The sequence below is a fragment of the Phyllobacterium sp. RCAM01083 genome (assembly GCF_055685835.1).
This window is the reverse complement of the sequence record NZ_JBVFZN010000005.1, coordinates 2,329,473-2,352,549: the sequence shown is the minus strand read 5'-3', so window position 1 is coordinate 2,352,549 and position 23,077 is coordinate 2,329,473. Positions and strand designations below refer to the sequence as shown.

Below are 23,077 nucleotides of genomic sequence, written 5' to 3'. Positions count from 1 at the left end.
TAAATGTTCAGTAACGTAATAGTATTTGATCAGTCAATAATGAACATTTAGCTTCCCGCACGAAAACCGAAATTGCAACGAGGAAATGTCTTGCGTATCACTGTTCGATTGGCTGTTCGCGATTGGGATTATTATACGCCGCTGGCGTTGGGTGACGTTACCTCCGAGAGACTGGATGTCAAAGTTGATCGCGTCGGCACGCTGATCGGCAATGTCGCCGCCGATCCGCATCACGATGCCGCTGAAATGTCCTTCAGCCGTTATGCCTCGGCGCGTGCCAATGGCGAAACCGATGTCCTCGGCGTTCCCAACTTTGTCATGCGCGGCTTTCGCCATCGCTGCATCATCACGGCCAGGAACAGCCCGGTGACCCGGCTAGAACATCTGGCGGGCAAGAAGATCGGCGTGACCGGCTGGCGCGATTCCGGCAATACCTGGACCCGCGCGGCGCTTTCCCATGCCGGCGTCGGTATCGAGGATGCATTCTGGTATGCCGGCCGCCTGACCGAGGCCCATCCCATCACCGACAGGCTCGACGGTTTTGGCCGCCCCGGCCGCATCGAAGCGGTGCCGGGCGAGCGGCCGATGATGCAGCTGCTGGAAACCGGCGAGCTTGACGCCGTGTTCACCCCATTCATGCCGGAAGGCTTTTTTGGCCCCGCTTCCAAATTCCGCCATGTGCTGACGGATTTCCGGGCGGAGGAACTCGCCTATTTCCACGAGGTTGGCTACGTTCCGGGCATGCATCTTCTGGGTCTGAAAACGTCCTTTGTCGCCGAGCATCCCTGGCTGCCGGAAGAGCTCAGCAACCTGCTGGATGAATCCCAGCGGGTCTGGCTGGAGAAGCGGCGCAAATATGCCGATACCACGCCGTGGATCATTGATGAGCTTGGCCACGTCGCCCGGGATTTGCCGGCCCACTGGAACGACAGCGGGTTTGCCGTCAACGAACGGATGGTCGCCGATTTTGCCGAACAACTGCACCTGCAAGGATTGACACCGATGCTGCTCTCGCCCGCCGACCTTTTCCCGCACCATAGCGGCCAGACTTCCGGCTCCACCAGCCGCACGGGAGTGCCGGCATGAAGGTCGCGCTGGGTCAATTTGCCGTCAGCAAGGTCTGGCAGGAAAATGCCGACATCTGCACGAAGCTGATGCGCGATGCGCATGCGGGCGGTGCCGATCTCCTGGTTCTGCCGGAAGGCATCCTTGCCCGTGACATCATCGATCCGGATATCGTGCTGAAGACGGCGCAGCCGCTGGATGGCCCGTTCATGACACAATTGCTGGCCGAAAGCCGCAACAGCGACATGACCGTGATGATGTGCGTGCACGTTCCGACCGGCGGTCAGCGCGTCTTCAACAATCTGGTGACCATCCGCGGCGGCGAAATCGTCGCGCAATATCTGAAGCTTCATCTTTATGACGCTTTTGCCGCCAAGGAATCCACCAATGTGCAGCCGGGTGGTGAGATTCCCGGTCTTATCGAAATTGCAGGGCTCAAGCTTGGCCTCATGACCTGTTACGACCTGCGCTTTCCGGAACTGGCGCGCCGCCATGCGGTGGACGGCGCGGATGTGCTCATCCTTCCCGCCGCATGGGTCAAGGGCCCCGGCAAGGAGGCGCATTGGGAGGTGCTGGTGACGGCGCGGGCGCTGGAAAACACCTGCTACATCGTTGCCGTGGGTGAGTGCGGCGAGCGCAATATCGGTGCCAGCATGGTGGTGGACCCGCTCGGCGTGGCCGTCGTGCGGGCAGGGGAAGGCCCCGCACTGATCTTCGCCGACATCGATCCCAAGCGCATCAGTCATGCGCGTGCGGTCCTGCCGGTTCTCGCCAACCGCCGTTTTGCCCGGCCCGAACTGGCCGATACGACTGCCTGAACGCAATAGGTTTTCAAAAGATATAAAAAGGGGAATAATAATGAAACTCAAACACCTGACCTTTACCGCGCTGTTTGCGGCAACGCTCGTCGCTGCACCCGCAATGGCTGCGGAGGTGGCCATCGCCAAGCAGACGGTCAACGAGGCATTGCGGGCCAAGCTGCCCGAGGAAATCCGCAAGGCCGGAAGCATCACCTCGGTCAACAACGGCTCCTTCCCGCCCTATGAAATCGTCACCGGCAACACTGAAATGCAGGGCGCCAGCGCCGATCTGACCAAGGCTGTCGGCGAGTTGTGGGGTGTCGAGATCAAGCACGCAACGGTCAGCGGCCTTCCGGCGCTCTTGAGCGGCATCAATTCCGGCCGCTATCAGTTCGCCATGGGCCCCGTGGGCGATTATCCCTCGCGCCAGGGCGCCAATGATTTTGTCGACTATGTGCAGGAGTTCGTGGTGTTTGCCGTGCAGAAGGGCAATCCCAAGGGCATCACCTCGCTCGACAACACCTGCGGCAGCCGCATTGCCGTCATGGCTGGCGGTTCGGCGGAAAAGGTCATCAAGGAACAGGCGGAGAAATGCGCCAAGGATGGCAAGGCGGCCATCGAGGTCCAGTCCTTCACCGACCAGCCCACTTCCATCCTGGCGGTTCGCTCAAAGCGGTCCGACGCTTTCTTCTCCTCGCAGGCGCCGCTGATCTATTTCGTCGAGCAGGCCAATGGCCAGCTTGAGCTGACGGGCACCGGCCTGAAAAACGGGTTCGACGATATTTTCCAGGGCGCCGTGGTCGCCAAAGGTTCGCCGCTCGGTGGCGTCCTCCTGGAAAGCATCAAGACCCTCATGGACAATGGCACCTACGCCGCCATTCTGAAGAAGTGGGGCCTTGAGAAGAACATGTTGAAGGAGCCCGGGATCAATCTCGCGGGCAAAGCTGCAAAATGACCGGAAACACGCAAACATTGGCATCGCCCGTAAAGGGCGATGCGGAGGCTGCGCTTCGCGATGTGGCGAATGCGCATAAGCCCTTTCGCACGGATCGCTGGCTCCTGTGGGGCATCACGCTTCTCATTGCCGCGAACTTCCTCTGGATCGTCGCCAACAATCAAAATTTCGGCTGGCCGATCGTGTTTCAATGGTTCACCGAAGCCACCGTGCTGCGCGGCCTTTATGTCACGCTTGGCCTGACCGTTGTTGCCATGGCCATCGGCGTGGTCATCGGGCTGGTTCTTGCCATTGCCCGCCTGTCGAACGACCGGCTGGCAAGTTCCCTGGCGGGTCTTTACATCTGGTTTTTCCGCGGGACGCCGCTGCTGGTTCAGCTGATCTTCTGGTACAACCTCTCGACGCTTTTTCCGGAAATTTCCATTGCCATTCCCTTCGGCCCGACGCTGGCGAGCTGGAATACCAATGATTTGATCACGCCGATGACGGCGGCCATTGCCGGCCTTGCGCTGAACGAGGCTGCCTATATGGCCGAAATCATTCGCGGCGGTCTTCTGTCGGTCGACAAGGGGCAGATCGAAACCACCGAAGCTTTCGGCATGACGCGCACCCGCGCCCTCAGGCGCATCATCATTCCCCAGGCCATGCGATCCATCGTGCCGCCGACCGGCAATCAGCTGATCAGCATGATCAAGGCGACGTCACTCGTCAGCGTCATCGCCATGGCCGATCTGCTCTATTCGGTACAGGCGGTCTATAACCGGACCTTCGAGGTCATCCCGATGCTGATGGTCGCCGTCATCTGGTATCTGTTCATCACCTCGATCCTCAACGTCGGACAGGGCTTCATCGAGCGCTACTACGGTCGCGGCGAGCGGGGTTCTTCAACGGCCAGGAAGCAGGACAAGGTTGCCGCTGCCGCGTTGAGCGCCGCAGTGCCAGCCCTGGCGCAGGAGGCAAGCAAATGACCGCGCAGTTTTCCATGAATGGCACCGAACCGGGTGAAGCGCTGGTGCGGGCCCGCAATGTCCACAAGTCGTTCGGCGAAGTGGAAGTGTTGAAGGGCATCGACCTCGATGTTGCCCCTGGCGAAGTCGTGGTTGTGCTTGGTCCTTCGGGCTCGGGCAAATCCACGTTCCTGCGCTGCATCAACCATCTGGAGGCGATCGACCGCGGTTCGATTGTCGTGGCGGGGGAACAGATCGGCTATTCCCTGCGTAATGGCCGGCTCAACAAGCTGCCGGCGCGGGCCATCGCCGTGCAGCGGCGCCAGATCGGCATGGTGTTCCAGCAGTTCAACCTTTACCCGCACATGACAGCCCTGCAGAACATCATCGAAGCGCCCATCGGCGTGCACAAGCAAAGCCGCAGGGAAGCCACGGAACTTGCCATGGAACTGCTGGCCCGTGTCGGACTGACCCATAAGGCCGATGCCTACCCCCGGCAATTGTCCGGCGGCCAGCAGCAGCGCATCGCCATCGCACGCGCCCTCGCAATCCGGCCCAAACTGATGCTTTTCGACGAGCCGACCTCGGCGCTCGATCCGGAACTGGTCGGTGAAGTGCTGGCGACCATGCGCGATCTGGCGGACCAGGGGCTGACCATGATCGTGGTCACGCATGAAATCGGTTTTGCCCGGGAAGCCGCTGACCGGGTGGTCTTCATGGACGGCGGCTACATCGTCGAACAGGGCAAACCCGAAGACGTTCTCGGCAACCCGCAACATCCCCGCACGCGGGCGTTTCTCAGCCGTTTCATCTGAATATCGATCCCCCGGCCGTCCGCTCGCGTTCGATGCCGGGGATATTCGCTTTGTATAGAGCGCCAATTCGAGCGAAAACCGCCATCATTGCGCCGCGGTAGTCTTGAATAAGCAGTCAAATCGTCTATGCCTAGCCGGGTCATACGAGCTGCTTTGAAGGGGAAATCGTCGAGTTGGAAGCGATTGAACAAGCCATCCGAAATGCTTTCGCCAAAGCGGATGTGAGCAACCCTGCCGTTCGTCAGAAAATTTACGAATCAGCCTGGACCGCGCATGAGCGTTCGCTGATCGCCAACGGCGCGCTGGATGAGGCCGAGCGTGAAGAGCGCCGGGAGCATCTGAAGGCCACGATCACACGCATAGAGGGTGAATCGCGCGACTCTTCGCGTGTTGCGCCGGAACCCGTCGCGGAACGGCGCGAGCCTTCCATGTCGGCGGGCCCCGCGCAACCCAGGCAGACAACATCCGGCCGCGTCGAACCCTCCATGGGCGGATCGCTGGATTCCGACCTTGGCCCGACGGACAACAGCCGCGCCGACAATTACCGGCCCGCCTACAACCAGCCGCGTGTCAAGAAGACCCGCGAGCGCCAGAAGGCGCGTGGCCTGAAGAAATTCGTCATCATGGTGGCGATACTGCTGGTAGCCATCGGCCTTCTCTGGCTTGTTGCATCGGGCCTGATCAATTCGAAGCCATCGGGCAGCACACCGCCTTCATCGAGTGCTGGTCCTGCCGTTGGCAGCCACGAACCGATGAAGGGCGGGCAGCTTGCCGCGGATGGCAACTGGATCTCGATTTTCGACCCGTCTGACATGACCCGCGTTTCGATGGCGGGCCGGGCGACCGCCAGCGTTGCCGGCGACAATCTGCAGAAATTCGTGCGCATCAAGTCGCCGGGCGAGAACGACGATATCAGCTTCCAGGTCGGGCAGGGCGTTCTGCAGCAACTGGCGGGTAAGCATGCCATCTTCGATATCATTGCCAAGGCCGAGGACGGTTCCGCGACGCAGATGGCGGTCAGCTGCGATTTCGGTGCCCTCGGCGATTGCGGACGCAAGCGTTACGACGTGACCGATGCGAGCAACGAATATCTGTTCGAACTGCAATTCCCGGAAGGCAAGAAGCCGGGTGCGGGCGGTATCATCAAGATCAACTCGGACATTGCCCGCACGGGGAAAGCGATCGATATCTTTTCCATCCGCGTGCTGGTTGCGAACTGAACCAGCATGGCGCGGGCGTTCCTGTCCTCGGGTGATCTGATTGCGGACCGCCGCGCTTCCTATGCCGACATGCTGTTCGAGTCCGGTGATCACGTAGCCGCCGCCGATCTGATGCGGCAGGCGCTGGACATCACGCCGGAATGGACCGCCGGACTCTATCGCCTGGGCGAAATGGAGGAAGCCGCGGGTGACGAGGACGCCGCAGCCGAAACGTGGCGGCGCCTGCTGGAACTCGATCCCGACGACCGCTTTGGTGCGACGCTGAAACTGGCGGCCTCGGGCTATGCGGTGGTGCCGGACAATCCGCCGACGGCCTATGTCGAGACCCTGTTCGATGCCTATGCCCCGACCTTCGAGACGGCACTTCTGGACAAGCTGCACTATCGCGTGCCGGAACTGCTGGCCAAGGCCATCAAGGCGGCGGCGCCCGGAAGACACTATCTGTCCATGCTCGATGTCGGCTGCGGCACGGGCCTGATGGGCGACTATTTCCGGACGGATGTGGACCATATGGCAGGCATGGACCTCTCCGAAGCCATGCTGCAGAAGGCCGAGGAGAAGCACGTCTATGACCGCCTCTTCAAAGGCGATGTCAACGAACTCGATTATCCCGAAGGTTCGGCCGATCTCATTATCGCGGCGGATGTGTTTGTCTATGTCGGCGATCTCGACAGAGCCTTCGCCCGTCTTGTCCATGCGCTTGGCCCCCGGGGGCTGTTTGCCTTCTCGGTGGAAACCCATGCCGATGATGGCGAACTGATCCTGCAATCCTCGCTGCGCTACACCCATTCGGAAGGCTATGTCCGCCGCCTTCTGGCCGAACATGGCCTTGCCCCGGCAACAATCGGGCGCGAGGCGATCCGCTTTGACCGCGGTGAGCCCCTGCAGGGCCTGATCGTCGTTGCCGGGCGCGCCTGATCAGTCTTTCCGGAACATCAGGCGGCCCATCCAGCCGGTAATCACGGCCAGGAACACGGCAAACAGACCGTAGAGCAGGCTGTTCTCGTGCGCCGCCTTGTAGATGCGGTATTCCAGCCCGGCTTTCACGATATTGAGACTGGTCGAGCTTTCGCGCAGGAATTCGCCATTGCGGAACAGAAACGCCCGCGCCTGATGCTTGCCGACCGGCACATTGGCAGGCAGGGACAGTGTTGCGCGGAACAGGGTCGATGACAGGAACTGCACGTCACCCGGACGCTGGCTGTACAGATTCTGCTTGAGCTTCAGCCTTGGCAGCTCCTTGGTGAATTCCCGCAGCGATGCGCTGGAGCCGAAGCCGTCGGGCATGGGCTCGTAAAAGATATTGTTCACGCCGAGTGACAATTGGGCAAATGTCTTGGGAACGGCGATGTCCTGAAGGTTCCGCGTCGAGGCCAGGGAATAGGATGCCGGAATATGCTGGAACGACACCGATTCCGCATTGATCCAGACACCGAAAAACCGGTCCTTGCGGCGCACGACGAAATCGCGTTCGGGTCCCTGCAGGATCACGACGATATCATAACGGCCCTGCCGCTGGATCAGCGGATCGGCATTGTCGAGCGCGCCGAAGACGGTCAGGTCCGTGCCGCGAAAGCCCGAGGTGATGGCAATGGTATCGGTCGACAGGCCAATCTCGATCGTTTCCTTGTTCCCCGGCAACTGCTGTGCCATGGCCGCGGACAGCGACGCCAGGATGAGGAGAAGGGCAGTTGCCAGAATTCTCATGACGCCCCCGGCGCGGCAAGCGCGATGGCGATCGAATAGAGATCATCGGGGGTGACAAAAAGTTCGATGGCAAGGCGCAGGCCCACTGCCAGAACCAGCGTGGCCAGCAGTGCACGCAATTGTTCGCCGCGCAGTTTTTGCCCGATGCGGGTGCCGTACTGCGCGCCGATGACGCCGCCGCTCATCAGCAGAAAGGCCAGCACGATATCGACCGACTGGTTGGTCGTTGCCTGCATGACGGTGGTGAAAGCCGTCACGAAAACGATCTGGTAGAGCGATGTGCCGATAACCACATTGGTCGGCACTTTGAGAAGGTAGATCATGGCGGGGACCATGATGAAGCCGCCGCCGACGCCCATGATCGACGAGAGGAAGCCGATGGCCGCGCCCAGCGCCAGGATCGGGATGATGCTCACATAGATTTTCGAGGCGCGAAACCGCATCTTGAAGGGCAGCCGGTGCACCCAATTGTGCTGTCCCGGTTTCTTGAGACTGGCAAGCTGGCCGGCCCTTGTCCGGCGCATGGACCTGACGCTTTCCAGCAGCATCAGCCCGCCGATCGTGCTCAGGAAGATCACGTAGAGCAGCGACACGATCAGGTCGAGCTGGCCGAGTTCGCGCAGCAGGACAAAGACGTAAATGCCGACGCCTGCGCCCACCACGCCGCCGATGACAAGCAGCGTTCCCAGCTTGACGTCGAGCGTGCCGCGCTTGAAATGCGACAAGGCACCGGTGAAGGACGAGGCAATGACCTGGTTCGCGCCGGTGGCAACGGCAACGGCGGGCGGGATGTTGTAGAAGATCAGCAGCGGCGTGATGAGAAATCCGCCGCCGACGCCGAACATGCCCGACAGGAATCCAACCGCTGCCCCCATGCCGAACAGCACGAAGATATTGACCGAAATCTCGGCTATTGGCAGGTAGATTCCCAATTCAGACCCCGAACCCATCACGGCGTTATGGCGATTGTTCGCACACCATGATGACAGAAATTCTTTAATGCATTCTGCGCGCAGGCTGACACAGAATGCGTTAAAGTTTCTTGCCCTCAGCCGCGCGCCAAGTCAAACAATGACTGCTGGGGCGTCAACGTGTTGCCCCAAACACGAACCCGTGTGTCGCAACAGTCGCCTTGGCCGGTTCAGGTGTTCTTTTCGAGCAGCCGCTTGACCAGGTCCTTGTCGATATTGCCCGTTGGCTTCAAGCCGTTGCTCTTCTGGAACGCCATGATGGCATCGCGGGTTTTCGTGCCCATCTTGCCGTCCGAGCCGCCGGCGTCATAGCCATTCTTGTTGAGGATCAGCTGAATATTGCGGACGGCTTTTTCCATGTTGATCGAACCGGTGGTGGCCGGGCTCTCGCGCCATTCCTCCGGCACGCTCAAGGCATTGCTTTCCGGATTCATCTGTTTTGGCTTCCACAGCGCGGTGGCCTCGCGGGCCCGGGTCAGCTGATCGGTGGTCATGGCCTTTGCCACTTCGTCGCGCTTCTGGCCGGCGTCCTTGTCACCGGCATTGGCGGCAAGCGCAAACCATTTGTAGCTTTCTTCCAGATCCTGCCGCATCCCCATGCCCTTGGCCGACAGGATTGCGAGGTTGAACTGGCTGTCCTTCACGCCGAGTTCGGCCGCCTTGGTAAACCACATGACCGCGGATTCATTGTCCGGCGCGCCATTCGCTCCGGCTGCGAACAGCACGGCCAGATTGTGCATCGCGCTGGCATTGCCCTGTTCGGCGGCCAGTTGGTAATAGGTCTTTGCCTTGGCAAGGTCGCGCGGAACGCCGAGACCCTTTTCGGCAAAATTCCCCAGGCGGTATTGAGCAGGCGCAAAGCCCTTGTCGGCGGCAAGCGTGTACCATTCGGCGGCCTTGGTGTAATCGCTCTGGACGCCCCGGCCTTCCATGTAGCGGTCGCCGATTTCAAACAGAGCCTTGGTATTGCCGCCGGCCGCCGCTTCGCGCAGCGGTTCCGGGCCTGCTTCGGCCGGGATGGCAGGAATCTGGCTCACGCTCGTATCGACCTTCGCCGATGCCGGGACATCCGTACCGGAAGACTGGGCGGCAATCAGGCTGCCCACGGTTTCCTGCGTTGGTGCCGGTGCAGCGGTCTGCTCCTCGTTCGGGGTGCTTCCGGCGGCAGTTTGCGGCGCGGGGGCAAGAGCGGACGGTGCCGGTGCTGCAGGAGCTGCCGATGCGGCAACCTGCGCCTTGGGTTCGACTGTCGGCACCATCGGCGCAGCGACGGAACCGGTATCGCCGTTCACTGCTGCGGGGCCGCTGAAGAAGGCGTTTTTGAGTTGCAGGCCCGCGATCGCAATCATGATGGCGCCGATGGCAAGGAGAATGGGCTTGCGCTGGCGGGCCAGCAGGCTGCCCTTCTTGCCCTCCGCGCTGTCCCTGCGGCTGGAACCGCGTGTTTGGCTTTCGACTTCCGCTGCCGCTGCCTGCGCGGCGCGGCGGGCTGCGGCAATGAAATCCGCCTTGCCAATGCCCGTATCGCCGCCAAGGTTCATCTCGCGGCGTTCGTCACGCACGCGCTTGAGGATGGAGTTGAGATCCGGCATGCCCGAGCCGGGTTCAAGCGGCCGGTTGAGAATTTCGGCGTCAAGATCGGCCTTGTCGTCGATCTTTTCATCGCTGCCGATTGTCTCGATGGTTGGCTCTCGATGCGCCTGTTCCTGTTTGCTGCGGGATTTCATGCCGCGGGTCAGGCTGCCTAGCAGGGATTTGCGCGCCGGAACCGCCTGTTCCAGCTGGTCAGCGTCGTCTGCGGCCATTGTCACGTGCGCCGGAACATCATCCAGCTTAGAAAAGACCGGGGCTTCAAAAGCGGTCTCGGCGTCACGGTATGGTGCCTCATAGGCATCAACCACGGTCTTGGTTTTGGCGGCCGCCGTGACATGCGATCCGGTGACAGCGCCATTCTCCAGGGAGCCAAGGCGGTCAACGATCTTCAAAAGCGTGTCATGAATGGCCTCGAAAGTCTTGGAATTGCGGTCTTCCGACTTGCGGGCAAGGCTTTCCAGCGTTTTCAGATCGTCGGCGAGCTCGCGTGCGATAACGCCGTCATGGGCATTGCCGAAATTGGCCGAATTGCGGATGGCTTCCGATGCCGCCTGGCGTGCGGCTTCCACGACGAAGTCGCGGTTCATGGCCATCGATTCCTCGATGGCGTCGAGGCGCGGCGGGATGGCCGCAAATTCCGCATAACGATCGTTGGAATGCGAGAGATGCTCGGCAAGACCGGCAATCTGCAACTCAAGATTGCGGATGGCATCGTTCGAACCATCGGCCTGCGGCACGTTCTGGGCGATATAGCGTGCCATATCGTCAAAGCGGGCTTCGAGATTGTCGGTCAGGCGGATGTCGCTGTGCTCGGCCATCATGTGATGGTCATCGAGGCGGCGGGTCAGCTCTTCGAAGCGCTGGTCGATCTGGTGCATGAATGCCGGATCGGCGGCCGGCGCCTGCTGGGGCGCTGTTTCCAGACGATGGATGATGTGCAGGACCCGGTCTTCCAGATCGCGGAAATCGGAAATGCTGATGGAGGCCGGTGTATTCTCCAGATGACGGGTGACAGACGACAGCTGTTCGGACAGCGCGTCAAGATTGATGGCCGGTGTTGCGCGCATCGCTGCCAGATGATCAACGCGTTCGGCCAGTTCGCCCATGCGCTGCAGGATCGTGTCCGAGGTGCGGTCGTAGGCAACCGCTTCGACCTTGCTGCTCAGGGTTGCGATGCGTGCTTCAAGGCGCTCAAAGGCAGCGGTGTCGATGTGATTTGCCTGGGCAGGGCGGGCCGTTGCCACGATGGCGCGGCTGATTTCATCGAGCCGCTCGTCCATCTGGCGCATGAAGTCGCCATTCACGCCGGATGTTCCCGTGCGCGACATCTGCTCCACGGCGCTTGCCAGTGTCTTGAGCTTGTCTTCGACCTTCTTCAGCGGAATCGATTGCGGCAATACATCCACCGCCTGGCGGATCTGGTCGAGCCGGCCGCCCAGCGGATGATCCTGACGGAAGGCGTCGAAGCGTTCGTCCATTGCATCCCAGCGATTGTTCAGGCTCTTGACCGATTCTTCGCGGGCGAGTGTCGTAACGGTGCGCTTCAATTCATCAAGATCGCCGCGCAGCATCGACAGATGACCATTGTCCGCGCGCCCGGACCTGTCGTCCAGATTGCGGCTTGCAGTTGACTGGTGCAGGCGCTGCAAGGTTTCCGTGTGCGGTTCGGCATGATGCCGGGCCGGTGCACGGGCATCGTCGCGCATTTCTTCGCGCAACTGCTTGATGCGGGCAGCAATGGCCGAAAGATCGTGCTTGCCGTTATGGGGCTTGCTGGCAAAGGACGGCAGGTCGTCGGATGGCTTGTGTCTCGGCGCCGATGCTGCGCCCGCGCGGGAAGCCAGTGCGGCGAAGCGGTCGGCAATATCCGTCTGGTCCTGGTCGAAATCCGGATAATCCGGCTCCATCGTCTCGCGCAGCTGGCTTTCCAGCGCTTCGAGCGTGCGGTTGATACTGTCGAGCGATGTGGTCTCGCGGCGTGACCGGTTCACATTGACCTGTTCCAGTAGTGACCTTTGGTTCGTCATGGACGCCTGCTTTGCCGTGTTTACGCCAGTGATCCGGCGGGTTAATTCTGTTCCACGGGGCAGGGCCGGAAGCGCTGGCGATGTTCGCCTGCCATTCTGGCTTTGTCTGGTCTCGGTCTTCCGAAGCTCAAGAATGCGTTCTGCACATTGCCAATCTGGAAAGCCGGGACCGTTTGCCCCATGCGGTCCGACAAGCCGTGAAAAACAAATCACTCATAGACACGGTTTACCGACACCGTGACATTGGCGAAACGTGGTAAACAACTGGTTAAGAGATGGGTCGGAAGCGTTAAAAATGTGATACGCTGGCATTGTAATTCATAGACGCGGCACCAGCCGAAATCGCTAGAATCCATCTCTCATCGCCATCGTCTCGTTGAACAGGGCATCCCATTCAGAAAGATTGATCCACAGGAGCAAAATTTCACAAAATTTTGACGTTTACGGAAACGTCAAAATTTGTTAAAGAGATGGAAAATCCGACGGCACCGAAGTCTCCGGGCCGTTTTGCTCGTTTATGTTTTGGAGGAAACTGATGCCGAGTTATCGCGCGCCCGTTGAAGACACGCTTTTCATTCTGAACGATGTCCTGGGCTATGAACGCTACAACAACCTGCCAGGTTTCGCCGATGCATCGCCCGATATCGTTGCGGCAATCCTGAGCGAAGGCGCCAAGCTGGCCGAAAACACGTTGTTTCCGATCAACCAGTCCGGTGATCACGAAGGCTGCGTGCGTCATGCGGACGGCACGGTCACCACACCCAAAGGCTTCAAGGCCGCCTTTGACCAGTACCGCGAAGGCGGCTGGATGAGCCTGGCCATACCGGCGGAATTCGGCGGTCAGGGTCTTCCCTATGCGCTGCATGTTGCCGTGGGCGAATACATGTCTTCGGCCAATATGGCGCTGGTGATGTATCCCGGCCTGACGCAGGGCGCGATTGCCGCGATCCTGACGCATGGCACCGACGACCAGAAGCAGACCTATCTGCCGAAAATGGTCGATGGCACCTGGACCGGCACCATGAACCTCACCGAACCGCATTGCGGCACCGATCTCGGTCTGCTGCGCACCAAGGCCGCGCCCAATGGCGATGGCTCCTACAAGATTTCCGGCCAGAAGATTTTCATCTCCGCCGGTGAGCATGACATGTCGGAAAACATCATCCATCTGGTGCTTGCCCGTATCGAGGGTGCGCCGGAAGGCGTGAAAGGTATTTCCCTGTTCATCGTGCCGAAGTTTAATCTCGACGACAGCGGCAATGCTGGTACCCGCAATGGCGTGTCCTGCGGCTCGATCGAAGAGAAGATGGGCATCCACGCCAATTCGACCTGCGTGATGAACTATGACGAAGCCACGGGCTATCTGATTGGCGGCGAGAACAAGGGTCTGCGCGCCATGTTCACGATGATGAACGAGGCGCGTCTCGGCGTTGCCCTGCAGGGCCTGTCCATCGGGGAAATCGCCTACCAGAACGCGGTGGAATATGCGCGCGAGCGTCTCCAGGGCCGTTCGTTGACCGGACCGAAGGCGCCGGACAAGAAAGCCGATCCGCTGATCGTGCATCCGGATATCCGCCGCATTCTGATGACGATCAAGTCGTTCAATGAAGCGGGCCGCGCCTTCATCCTGTGGTCCGCGCTCAAGTCCGATGTCGCGCATCGTTCCGACGACGAGGGTGACAAGCAGATTGCCGATGATATTCTCGGCCTGATGACCCCGGTTCTCAAGGGCGTCCTGACGGACAAGGGCTTTGAACATGCGGTCATGGCGCAGCAGGTCTATGGCGGTCACGGTTACATCGAAGAACACGGCATGAGCCAGTATGTGCGCGATGCGCGCATTGCCATGATCTATGAAGGCGCCAATGGCGTTCAGGCGCTCGATCTCGTCGGCCGCAAGCTCGGCGCCAATGGCGGCCGCGCTGTCATGGCGTTCTTCAAAGAGGTCGGTGATTTCTGCGAGGAGAACCGCGGTGATGAAAACCTCGCCTTCTTCACCAAGCATCTGAAGAAAGGCCTCAATGACCTGCAGGCCGCCTCGATGTGGCTGATGCAGAATGGTATGGCGAATCTGGACAATGCCGGTGCCGCGTCGACCGATTACATGCATCTCTTCGGTCTGGTATCGCTTGGCTACATGTGGGCGCAGATTGCCAAGGCATCCCATGCGAAGCTTGCGGAAGGTGCCGAGAAGAAGGATTTCTACGAGACCAAGCTCGTCACCGGGAAATTCTTCATGGAACGCGTCATGCCGGAAACATCGGCGCATCTCGCCCGCATCCAGACCGGCGCGGACACGATGATGACGCTGACGGCGGAGGCATTCTGATTGATGCAAAAGGGAGCGGAGGCTCCCATATGCAGCGAAAGGTGATTTCTAGGGAGGTTAGAGATGTCTATTCGGCCGGAAGACGTGTTGGGCGTACCAAAACCCGACTGGAAGACTGACGATGTGGTGATGCTGCAGGATATGGCTTCGAAGTTTCTTGAAGCCGAGGTTCTGCCGCACTACGACCGTTTCGAAAAGCAGGAAATTTTTGACCGTTCCATCTGGGAGCTTGCCGGCGAGAACGGGCTTCTGTGCGCCTCCATGCCGGAAGAATATGGCGGTGCCGGCGGTACCTATGCCCATGAAAGCGCCATCCTGGAAGCCATCAGCCATGTTGGTGTCGATGGCTTCGGCATAGCCCTGCACAATTCGATCGTTGCTCCCTATATTCTGCATTATGGTTCGGAAGAGCAGAAGAAGAAGTGGCTGCCGAAGATGGCGACCGGCGAACTGATCGGCGCCATCGCCATGACGGAGCCGGGTGCCGGTTCCGACCTTCAGGGCGTGAAGACAAGCGCCAAGAAGGACGGCAATCAATACGTCATCAACGGTTCGAAGACGTTCATCACCAATGGCCAGCTCGCCAATCTGGTTATCGTCGTGACCAAGACGGACCCGTCGCAGGGCGCCAAGGGCACATCGCTCATTGTGGTCGAGACGGATGGGCAGGAAGGGTTCGAGCGCGGCCGCAACCTCGACAAGGTGGGACTGAAATCAAACGATACCTCGGAGCTGTTCTTCAACAATGTCCGCGTGCCCACAGCGAACCTGCTCGGAACCGAAGAGGGCCAGGGCTTTGTGCAGCTGATGCAGCAATTGCCGCAGGAACGTCTGCAGATCGGCGGCACGGCGATTGCCATGGCCGAGCGCGCCATCGCGATTACCTCGGACTATGTCAAGGAACGCAAGGCCTTCGGCAAGGCGGTCATCGATTTCCAGAATACCCAGTTCAAACTGGCCGAAATGAAGACGGAAGCCACCATCGGCCGCGTCTTCTACAATCACTGCGTGGAACGCCACGTCAATGGCGGGCTCGATCCGGTCACTGCCTCCATGGCCAAATACTGGTTGAGCGACCTGCAGAACAAGATCGTTGACGAATGCCTGCAGCTGCATGGCGGCTACGGTTATATGAACGAATACCCGATCGCACGTATGTTCCGCGATGCCCGCGTCCAGCGGATTTATGGCGGAACCAATGAAATCATGAAGCTTTTGATCGCCCGCAGCCTCTGAGGTGCGGTTCGAAAAGGGAGAATGAAATGGCCGAAGCATATATTTATGACCACGTCCGCACGCCGCGCGGCAAGGGCAAGAAGGATGGCAGCCTGCATGAAGTGCCCGCCGTCCGTCTCGGCGCCAAGGTGCTGGAAGCGTTGCGCGACCGCAATGGTCTCGACACGGGACTGGTCGACGACATCATCTATGGCTGCGTTGATCCCGTCGGTGAAGCGGGCGCTGTCATTCCGCGCTCATCGGCTTTCGAAGCCGGATACGATTTCAAGGCGCCGGGCATGCAGATTTCGCGTTTCTGCGCTTCCGGTCTCGATGCGGTAAACTTTGCCGCCGCCAAGATCGTGCAGGGTGCCGATGACATCGTCATCGCCGGCGGCGTGGAATCCATGTCGCGCGTCGGCATGGGTATGTCCGGCGGTGCCTGGTACATGGACCCGTCGGTGGGCTTGCCCGGCTATTTCATGCCGCAGGGCGTATCGGCCGATCTGATCGCCACCAAGTATGGTTTTACCCGCGATGATGTCGACGCCTATGCTGTCGAAAGCCAGAAGCGCGCCGGGGAAGCCTGGAAGAAGGGCTACTTCAAGAATTCCGTTCTCAGCATCAAGGACCAGAACGGCCTGACCATCCTTGATCACGACGAGCACATGCGTCCGGCAACGGATATGCAGGCGCTGGCGTCGCTCAATCCCTCCTTCGTGATGCCGGGCGAAATGGGCGGCTTCAACGCCGTTGGTATTCAGGCGCATCCGGAAGTTGAGACCATCAACCACGTACACCACGCCGGCAATTCCTCCGGCATCGTCGATGGTGCCGCCGGTGTCCTGCTCGGCTCGAAAAGTGCCGGCAAGGCATTGAGTGCCAAGCCGCGTGCCCGCATCCGCGCCTTTGCCAATATCGGTTCCGATCCGGCATTGATGCTGACCGGCCCGGTCGATGTGACGGAAAAGCTGCTCAAGCGCGCCAGGATGAAGATTTCGGATATCGACCTGTTCGAACTGAATGAAGCCTTTGCGGCTGTTGTGCTGCGCTACATGCAGGCCTTCAACATTCCGCGCGACAAGATCAACGTCAATGGCGGTGCCATCGCCATGGGCCATCCGCTCGGTGCAACCGGTGCGATGATCCTCGGCACGGTGCTTGACGAGTTGGAGCGCCGCGACCTGAATGTGGCCTTGGTCACACTGTGCATTGGTGCCGGCATGGGCACCGCAACGATTATCGAACGCGTCTGAGGGAGAGCAGAAGATGAGCTATACAAACTTCAAATTCGACGTCGACGCGGACGGCATTGCGCTGGTCACCTGGGATATGCCCGACAAGTCGATGAATGTCTTCACCGAAGAGGTGATGAAGGAACTCGACGCCATCGTCGACCGCGTTGCCAAGGACGAGGCGATCAAGGGTGCGGTCATCACATCGGGTAAGGATACATTCTCCGGCGGTGCGGACCTGACCATGCTCAAGCGCATGTTCCAGCTGTTCCAGGAGGAAAAGGCCAAAGACCCCAAGAAGGCCGTCGAACTCCTGTTCGAAAACACCGGCAAGATGGGCGGCCTGTTCCGCAAGCTCGAAACATCGGGCAAGCCATGGGTTTCGGCCATCAACGGCACCTGCATGGGCGGCGCATTTGAAATGTCGCTGGCCTGCCATGGCCGCGTTGTCTCCGATGATCCATCGGTGAAGATGGCCCTGCCTGAAGTGAAGGTCGGCATTTTCCCGGGTGCCGGCGGCACACAGCGCGTTCCGCGCCTGACCAACCAGCAGGATGCCCTGCAGATGATGACGACGGGCTCCAGCCTGACTGCCGCGCGTGCAAAGGCCATGGGCCTTGTGCATGAAATCGCGCCGGCCAAGAAGCTCGTCGAAACCGCCAAGAAGATGATCAAGGCCGGTTTGAAGCCGGTCCAGCCATGGGATGAAAAGGGTTTCAAGCTTCCCGGCGGCGCGATCTATTCGGCAGCCGGCGCCAATCTCTGGCCTGCAGCCACGGCTATCCTGCGCCGCGAAACCTATGGCAATTATCCCGGTGCCGCAGCAATCCTGAAATCCGTCTATGAAGGCCTCCTCGTGCCCTTCGACACGGGCCTCAAAATCGAGCAGCGCTACTTCACCAACATCCTGCAGAGCACGGAAGCGGGCATGATGATCCGCTCGCTGTTTGTTTCCCTGCAGGAGCTGAACAAGGGTGCGCGCCGCCCGGCCGACGTCAAGCCGACCAAATTCAAGAAGGTCGGTGTCATCGGTGCCGGTTTCATGGGCGCAGGTATTGCCTTTGTCACAGCCAAGGCCGGGATTCCCGTTGTCCTGATCGATCAGACGCAGGAAGCAGCCGACAAGGGCAAGGCGCATACGGCTGAGCTGATTACCAAGGATATCCAGCGTGGCAAGGCAACCGCGGAAGACAAGGAAAAGCTCCTTGGCCTGATCACCGCCACCACGCAATATGCCGAACTTGACGGTGCCGACCTTGTGATCGAAGCCGTGTTCGAAGACCGCGACGTCAAGCGCAAGGCAACGGAGCAGGCGGAAGCCGTGCTGAAGCCTGCGGCCGTGTTTGCCTCCAATACCTCGACCCTGCCGATCACCGGCCTTGCCAAGGTATCAGTGCGCCCGAAGAACTTCATCGGCATCCATTTCTTCTCGCCCGTCGACAAGATGATGCTGGTCGAGGTTATCCTCGGCAAGAAGACCTCGGAAAAGGCATTGGCCGTCGCGCTGGACTACGTGCGTGCGATCAAGAAAACCCCGATTGTCGTCAACGACACCCGCGGTTTCTACGTCAATCGCTGCGTCCTGCGCTACATGTCGGAAGCCTACAACATGTTGGTGGAAGGCGTTCCGCCTGCGATGATCGAGAATGTCGCTCGTATGGCAGGCATGCCGGTCGGGCCTCTTGCGCTCAATGACGAGACGGCCATCGATCTGTCGCAGAAAATCCTCAAGGCGACGCTTGCCGATCTTGGACCGAAGGCGGTCGATCCGCGGCATGTGGAACTGGTCAACACGCTTGTCGACAAGTACGACCGCCGTGGCCGCAAGAACGGCAAGGGCTTCTATGATTATCCGGCCAAGCCGGCCAAGAAACATCTCTGGCCGGAATTGAAGACGCTCTATCCGCAGCAGGACGCCGACAAGATCGATGTGGACGTGCTCAAGCAGCGCTTCCTCTTCACCATCGCGCTGGAAGCGGCGCGCGTCATGGAAGAGGGGATTGTCACCGATCCGCGTGAAGCGGATGTCGGCTCGATCCTGGCGTTCGGCTTTGCGCCCTATACGGGCGGAACGCTGTCCTATATCGATGGCATCGGTGCGGCGAAGTTCGTGGAAATCGCCAAGGGCCTGCAGCGCAAATACGGTGCCCAGTTCAAGGCGCCGAAGCTGTTGCTCGACATGGCCGAGAAGGGCGACACCTTCTATGAACGCTTCAATCCCTATCCGGTTGAAGCCAAGAAGAAAAAGGCGGCCTGACTGAGATATGAGGGGATCACTTGCTGATCCCCTCATTGCCGTTGTGCGTGGTTCGACAAGCTCACCATGAGGGGAGTGATTTGGCTGCAAGGCCAATCCCGAACGTTGCAGAATATAGCTCCCTGCAATCCTTGCCCTCCCTCATGGTGAGCTTGTCGAACCACACACGGGTCTTCTCGCAATATAAGAAAGTTTTCCGCGTTTTATCTCGACTTTTCCCCAATTCCCTCCTAAAACTTTAGTGAAGGTATTTTTTCCTTTATCTGGAAGAGTCCCATGTTCTCACATGACCGTATCTGGGCGGCCATCGATGCGCTGGCGGAACGTCATTCGCTTTCCGTTTCGGGACTGGCGAAGCGCGCCGGGCTTGATCCGACCACCTTCAACAAATCCAAACGTTATGCGGTCGACGGTCGTGCCCGCTGGCCGTCGACGGAGTCGCTGGCCAAGATCATGGAAGCGACAGGCGCTTCGATCGATGAATTCATGACGCTGGTTGTCGGCGGCAAGGGTACAAGGGCCGGCATGGGTGCCATGCGGTCCGTACCGCTTCTGGGGTTTGCCCAGGCGGGCGCCGGCGGCTTCTTCGACGATGGGGGATTCCCGGTCGGCCAGGGCTGGGATGTGGTTGAGTTTCCCGTCGGTTCCGGAGAAGCGGTCTATGCGCTGGAGGTTGCCGGGGATTCCATGCTGCCGCTTTATCGCGACGGCGATACGATCATTGTCGCTCCAGGCGCTCCGGTGCGCCGCGGCGACCGCGTCGTGGTCCGTACGAAGGAAGGCGAGGTCATGGCGAAGATTCTGACGCGCCAGACCCCGCGCACCATTGAACTGCAATCAATGAATCCGGAGCACGCCAACCGGACGTTTGATGCGGTTCATATCGACTGGATTGCCCGAATCCTGTGGGCCAGCCAATAACAGGGAGCCATTTCCCATGCGCCGGATACCGCTTTACGTTCTGACCGTTCTGGTCGGACTCTGTCTGGCCTATGTCTTTGTTTCCCCGTTCTATATCGGGCTGCCAGCGGCAGGGGTAAGCGGGCAGGACGTGACGATTGTCCCCGAAAATTTTCAGCTGCCGGCTGATACAGTTGGGGCCGCGCCGGACACACCGCCGCAACAGCCGGAATCTGCATCACCCCCAGCACAAACCGCCACTGCAGCACGGCAGGTCGATCCGGATGGATTTTCGATGACTGGCAAGGAATCCGGGCCCTTGCAGCGTATCGAACCACGCCAACCCTTGAGTGACATGGGCCACGCGACCCCGCCTGCACCCCCTCCGCCTCCGGTGCCTGTCGATACGACGGCACGGCCCAAACTGCTTTACCGCCCGGTAGCGACGGCCGCGGGAACCGTGGATGTCTCTGGCTACAGGATCGCCATCGAGGGGATCAATGTCGTGCCGCCGGAAGAAACATGCGCTGTCGATGGCGGCACGTCATGGCCATGCGGCACGGCGGCGCGGACTGCCTTTCGCAACTGGCTGCGTTCGCGCGCCATAGAATGCAATGTTCCCGACCTTCCTCCGGAAGCGCTCGTTTCCACCCAGTGCAAGCTTGGTACGACCGATCTGGCCGCATGGCTTGTTGACAATGGCTGGGCGAGAGCCAGCGACGGCTCGCCCCTGGCCGATAATATGAAAAAGGCGCAGGAGGCAAAACGCGGCATTTTCGGCAGCCCGCCGCCATCGCTTCCCGCCGCCAGCGACTTGCCATCTCCCGTTGCCGCCGGCGACCTGCCGCTGCCATCGGCAGAACCACAGCCGGCACCGCTGGCTGTACCCGCTCCGGATGCGCCGTTCCCGCCAAAGCCGCAGTAGAAAGGTTTCAGGTGTCAGCCTTCGTGGCAGACGGCCTCGATATTGTGGTTGTCCGGATCACGCACGAAGGCGCCATAATAGTCCGGATGGTAATGGGGGCGCAGTCCTGGCTGGCCATTGTCGTTGCCGCCAGCTTCCAAGGCTGCCTTGTGAAAGGCATCGACGAGTGCGCGCGTGTTGACACGAAATGCAACATGCGCCGGCGGATTGTTCGCGATGCCGCTGGCGATCCAGAAATCGGGCTTGCCGCCTTCGCCAAAGCCGGCAACGTCGGCGCTCCCGGTCACGGATGCCGGGAACTCGAGGATCAATTCATAGCCAATGGCCGCAAGGGCTTTCTGGTAGAACTTTTTGCTCTCGTCGAAATTGCTGACATTCACTCCGATATGGTCAATCATTCCGTCCTCCCTCGATTTCGCTCCAGATATGGAGCAACTATGCCAGTTGGCCCATCAATGCCTTTTTAATGAGGGCCCGCGTTTCGGCGATGCCGTAAAGCGCGACGAAGGAACCGAACCGTGGCCCGCGTTCCTGTCCGATCAGCACTTCATAGAGCATCTGGAAGAACGACACCGATACGCCGGGTCCGCCTTCCGGGCTTTTCTTCGTGTGATCCTGATAGCGTTCGATGCCACGGGCAACATCCAGCATGGCGTTCTGGATGGCATTGCCATCCGCATCCGCCGGCAAGGTGGCAAGCTGCGCATCGATACCCTTCAACGCCGCAAGCTCAACGTCGTCCGCGGGGCGGAACTTCTTGGTTGGCTTGACGAAATCGTTGAAGTAACGGATCGCATAGGTGACGAGCTCGTTCAGCTTCGGATTGTTTTCCTGCGTCACGCCGGGTGCATAGCGGGAGATGAATCCCCAGAGGACATCGGCATTTTCGGCATTCGACGCGCTGACGAGGTTAAGCAGCATGGCAAAGGGCACCGGCATGTCGAGCACGGGCGGATTGCCGTAATGCTGATGCCAGACCGGATTGCCGAGGCGCTCCTTCCATTCCTGCCGCTGATAGGCGGACAGGAAGGTGAAATACTCGTCCACGGCCTTCGGGATCACGTCGAAATACAGCTTCTTCGCCGTCTTCGGCTTCTGGAACATGTAAAGTGCCAGACTTTCGGTCGGCGCGTAGGTCAACCAGTCATCGATGGTCAGGCCATTGCCCTTCGACTTGGAAATCTTCTGTCCCTTGTCATCGAGGAAGAGCTCGTAATTGAAGCCTTCGGGCGCCCGGCCGCCAATGGCGCGACAGATCTTGGACGACAGGGTCACGGAGTCGATGAGATCCTTGCCGGCCATCTCGTAGTCAACGCCAAGGGCGGTCCAGCGCATGGCCCAGTCAGCCTTCCACTGGCACTTGACCTTGCCGCCGGTCACTTCTGTTTCGACATGCTCGCCGGTATCGGGGTCCTCATAGGTGATGGTGCCCTTCTGCACATTGCGGGCGATCATCGGGACCTGCAGGACAACGCCGGTGCGCGGGCTGATGGGCAGGAACGGCGAATAGGTCGCCCGGCGTTCCTCACCCAGGGTGGGCAGGATGATGTTCATGACATCGTCATAGGCCGCCAGCATCTTGAGCAATGTCTCGTCGAACCGGCCGGAAGCGTAATAGTCCGTCGCCGAGGCAAACTCGTAGTCGAAACCGAAACGGTCGAGAAACGCCCGCAGCCGCGCGTTGTTGGCCGCACCAAACGATGGATACTCGTTGGAGAACGGGTCGGGAATGCGGCTGAGCGGCTTGCCCAGATGCGAAGCCATCATCTCCCGGTTCGGCACATTGTCCGGAACCTTGCGCAATCCGTCCATGTCATCCGAGAAGCAAAGGATCTTTGTCTTGACGCTGTCCTTCGTCAGGACGCGAAAGGCGTGGCGGACCATCGACGTGCGCGCGACTTCGCCGAACGTGCCGATATGCGGCAGGCCGGACGGGCCGTATCCTGTCTCGAACAGGATCGAGTCGGGATAGCCGGACTTTTCATAGCGTTTGATGATCTTCTGCGCCTCTTCGAAGGGCCATGCTTTGGCCTCTGCTGCCGCCGCGATCAGCTCGGGGGTCAGTTCGATTTGGGTGTTTGGGCGCGAAGTCATTCTTGGTTTCCTGTTTTCCTGC

18 protein-coding genes are annotated in these 23,077 nt (G+C 59.9%); 13 read left to right on the top strand and 5 right to left on the bottom strand.

Annotated features, from left to right (window positions below; all coding sequences use genetic code 11):
- The first annotated feature begins 90 nt into the window (after positions 1-90).
- The 7 genes from ACZ25R_RS18350 (at position 91) to ACZ25R_RS18320 (ending at position 6,720) form a co-directional block, all read left to right on the top strand.
- Complete coding sequence (locus tag ACZ25R_RS18350) at positions 91-1,086, top strand: substrate-binding domain-containing protein (protein ID WP_472461802.1); 996 nt, start codon at positions 91-93, stop codon at positions 1,084-1,086.
- The gene (locus tag ACZ25R_RS18345) at positions 1,083-1,883 is read left to right on the top strand and encodes a deaminated glutathione amidase (protein ID WP_472461801.1); all 801 of its coding nucleotides are present in this window, start codon (positions 1,083-1,085) and stop codon (positions 1,881-1,883) included. The genes ACZ25R_RS18350 and ACZ25R_RS18345 overlap by 4 nt, the downstream gene beginning before the upstream one ends.
- Before the next feature lie 40 nt (positions 1,884-1,923).
- Positions 1,924-2,820 carry an ABC transporter substrate-binding protein gene (locus ACZ25R_RS18340; protein ID WP_472461800.1) on the top strand — a complete coding sequence of 299 codons (897 nt, stop codon included), beginning with the start codon at positions 1,924-1,926 and terminating at the stop codon, positions 2,818-2,820.
- The gene (locus tag ACZ25R_RS18335; RefSeq protein ID WP_472461799.1) at positions 2,817-3,788 is read left to right on the top strand and encodes an amino acid ABC transporter permease; all 972 of its coding nucleotides are present in this window, start codon (positions 2,817-2,819) and stop codon (positions 3,786-3,788) included. The genes ACZ25R_RS18340 and ACZ25R_RS18335 overlap by 4 nt, the downstream gene beginning before the upstream one ends.
- A gap of 14 nt (positions 3,789-3,802) precedes the next feature.
- Positions 3,803-4,582 (top strand): amino acid ABC transporter ATP-binding protein, encoded by a 780-nt coding sequence (locus ACZ25R_RS18330; RefSeq protein ID WP_346305632.1) that lies wholly within the window; start codon positions 3,803-3,805, stop codon positions 4,580-4,582.
- Positions 4,583-4,755: 173 nt separating this feature from the next.
- Positions 4,756-5,802: a hypothetical protein gene (locus ACZ25R_RS18325; RefSeq protein ID WP_472461798.1), complete on the top strand. Its 1,047-nt coding sequence runs from the start codon at positions 4,756-4,758 to the stop codon at positions 5,800-5,802.
- 6 nt (positions 5,803-5,808) lie between these two features.
- Positions 5,809-6,720, top strand: coding sequence for a methyltransferase domain-containing protein (locus tag ACZ25R_RS18320; protein WP_472461797.1), 912 nt, complete (start codon positions 5,809-5,811; stop codon positions 6,718-6,720).
- Here ACZ25R_RS18320 and ACZ25R_RS18315 read toward each other — a convergent pair whose 3' ends face one another.
- The 3 genes from ACZ25R_RS18315 to ACZ25R_RS18305 form a co-directional block, all read right to left on the bottom strand.
- Positions 6,721-7,509 carry a TIGR02186 family protein gene (locus tag ACZ25R_RS18315; RefSeq protein ID WP_226904557.1) on the bottom strand — a complete coding sequence of 263 codons (789 nt, stop codon included), beginning with the start codon at positions 7,507-7,509 and terminating at the stop codon, positions 6,721-6,723.
- A complete protein-coding gene (locus tag ACZ25R_RS18310) occupies positions 7,506-8,459 on the bottom strand; it encodes a sulfite exporter TauE/SafE family protein (RefSeq protein WP_223611906.1) in 954 nt (317 codons plus the stop codon). The genes ACZ25R_RS18315 and ACZ25R_RS18310 overlap by 4 nt, the downstream gene beginning before the upstream one ends.
- A gap of 191 nt (positions 8,460-8,650) precedes the next feature.
- The gene (locus ACZ25R_RS18305) at positions 8,651-12,100 is read right to left on the bottom strand and encodes a peptidoglycan-binding protein (protein ID WP_472461796.1); all 3,450 of its coding nucleotides are present in this window, start codon (positions 12,098-12,100) and stop codon (positions 8,651-8,653) included.
- A 535-nt stretch (positions 12,101-12,635) separates the two neighbouring features.
- Between ACZ25R_RS18305 and ACZ25R_RS18300 the strand changes: the two genes are divergently transcribed.
- The 6 genes from ACZ25R_RS18300 to ACZ25R_RS18275 all read left to right on the top strand — a co-directional run bounded on the left by ACZ25R_RS18300 (position 12,636) and on the right by ACZ25R_RS18275 (position 20,961).
- On the top strand, positions 12,636-14,429 hold the full coding sequence (locus tag ACZ25R_RS18300; RefSeq protein ID WP_472461795.1) for an acyl-CoA dehydrogenase C-terminal domain-containing protein: 1,794 nt from the start codon (positions 12,636-12,638) through the stop codon (positions 14,427-14,429).
- 63 nt (positions 14,430-14,492) lie between these two features.
- Positions 14,493-15,665: an acyl-CoA dehydrogenase family protein gene (locus ACZ25R_RS18295; protein WP_472461794.1), complete on the top strand. Its 1,173-nt coding sequence runs from the start codon at positions 14,493-14,495 to the stop codon at positions 15,663-15,665.
- Between the two features lie 26 nt (positions 15,666-15,691).
- Positions 15,692-16,900, top strand: a complete 1,209-nt coding sequence (locus ACZ25R_RS18290) for an acetyl-CoA C-acetyltransferase (RefSeq protein ID WP_464662682.1) — start codon at positions 15,692-15,694, stop codon at positions 16,898-16,900.
- Positions 16,901-16,913: 13 nt separating this feature from the next.
- Positions 16,914-19,136: a 3-hydroxyacyl-CoA dehydrogenase NAD-binding domain-containing protein gene (locus ACZ25R_RS18285; RefSeq protein ID WP_346305625.1), complete on the top strand. Its 2,223-nt coding sequence runs from the start codon at positions 16,914-16,916 to the stop codon at positions 19,134-19,136.
- A gap of 276 nt (positions 19,137-19,412) precedes the next feature.
- A complete protein-coding gene (locus ACZ25R_RS18280) occupies positions 19,413-20,057 on the top strand; it encodes a S24 family peptidase (RefSeq protein ID WP_472461793.1) in 645 nt (214 codons plus the stop codon).
- Between the two features lie 16 nt (positions 20,058-20,073).
- Positions 20,074-20,961 (top strand): thermonuclease family protein, encoded by an 888-nt coding sequence (locus tag ACZ25R_RS18275; protein WP_472461792.1) that lies wholly within the window; start codon positions 20,074-20,076, stop codon positions 20,959-20,961.
- A gap of 14 nt (positions 20,962-20,975) precedes the next feature.
- Here the strand turns inward: ACZ25R_RS18275 and ACZ25R_RS18270 are convergent, their stop codons facing one another.
- Both ACZ25R_RS18270 and ACZ25R_RS18265 read right to left on the bottom strand, forming a co-directional pair.
- The gene (locus ACZ25R_RS18270) at positions 20,976-21,359 is read right to left on the bottom strand and encodes a VOC family protein (protein ID WP_223611893.1); all 384 of its coding nucleotides are present in this window, start codon (positions 21,357-21,359) and stop codon (positions 20,976-20,978) included.
- Positions 21,360-21,396: 37 nt separating this feature from the next.
- Positions 21,397-23,055 (bottom strand): lysine--tRNA ligase, encoded by a 1,659-nt coding sequence (locus ACZ25R_RS18265; RefSeq protein ID WP_463011807.1) that lies wholly within the window; start codon positions 23,053-23,055, stop codon positions 21,397-21,399.
- Positions 23,056-23,077: the final 22 nt, after the last annotated feature.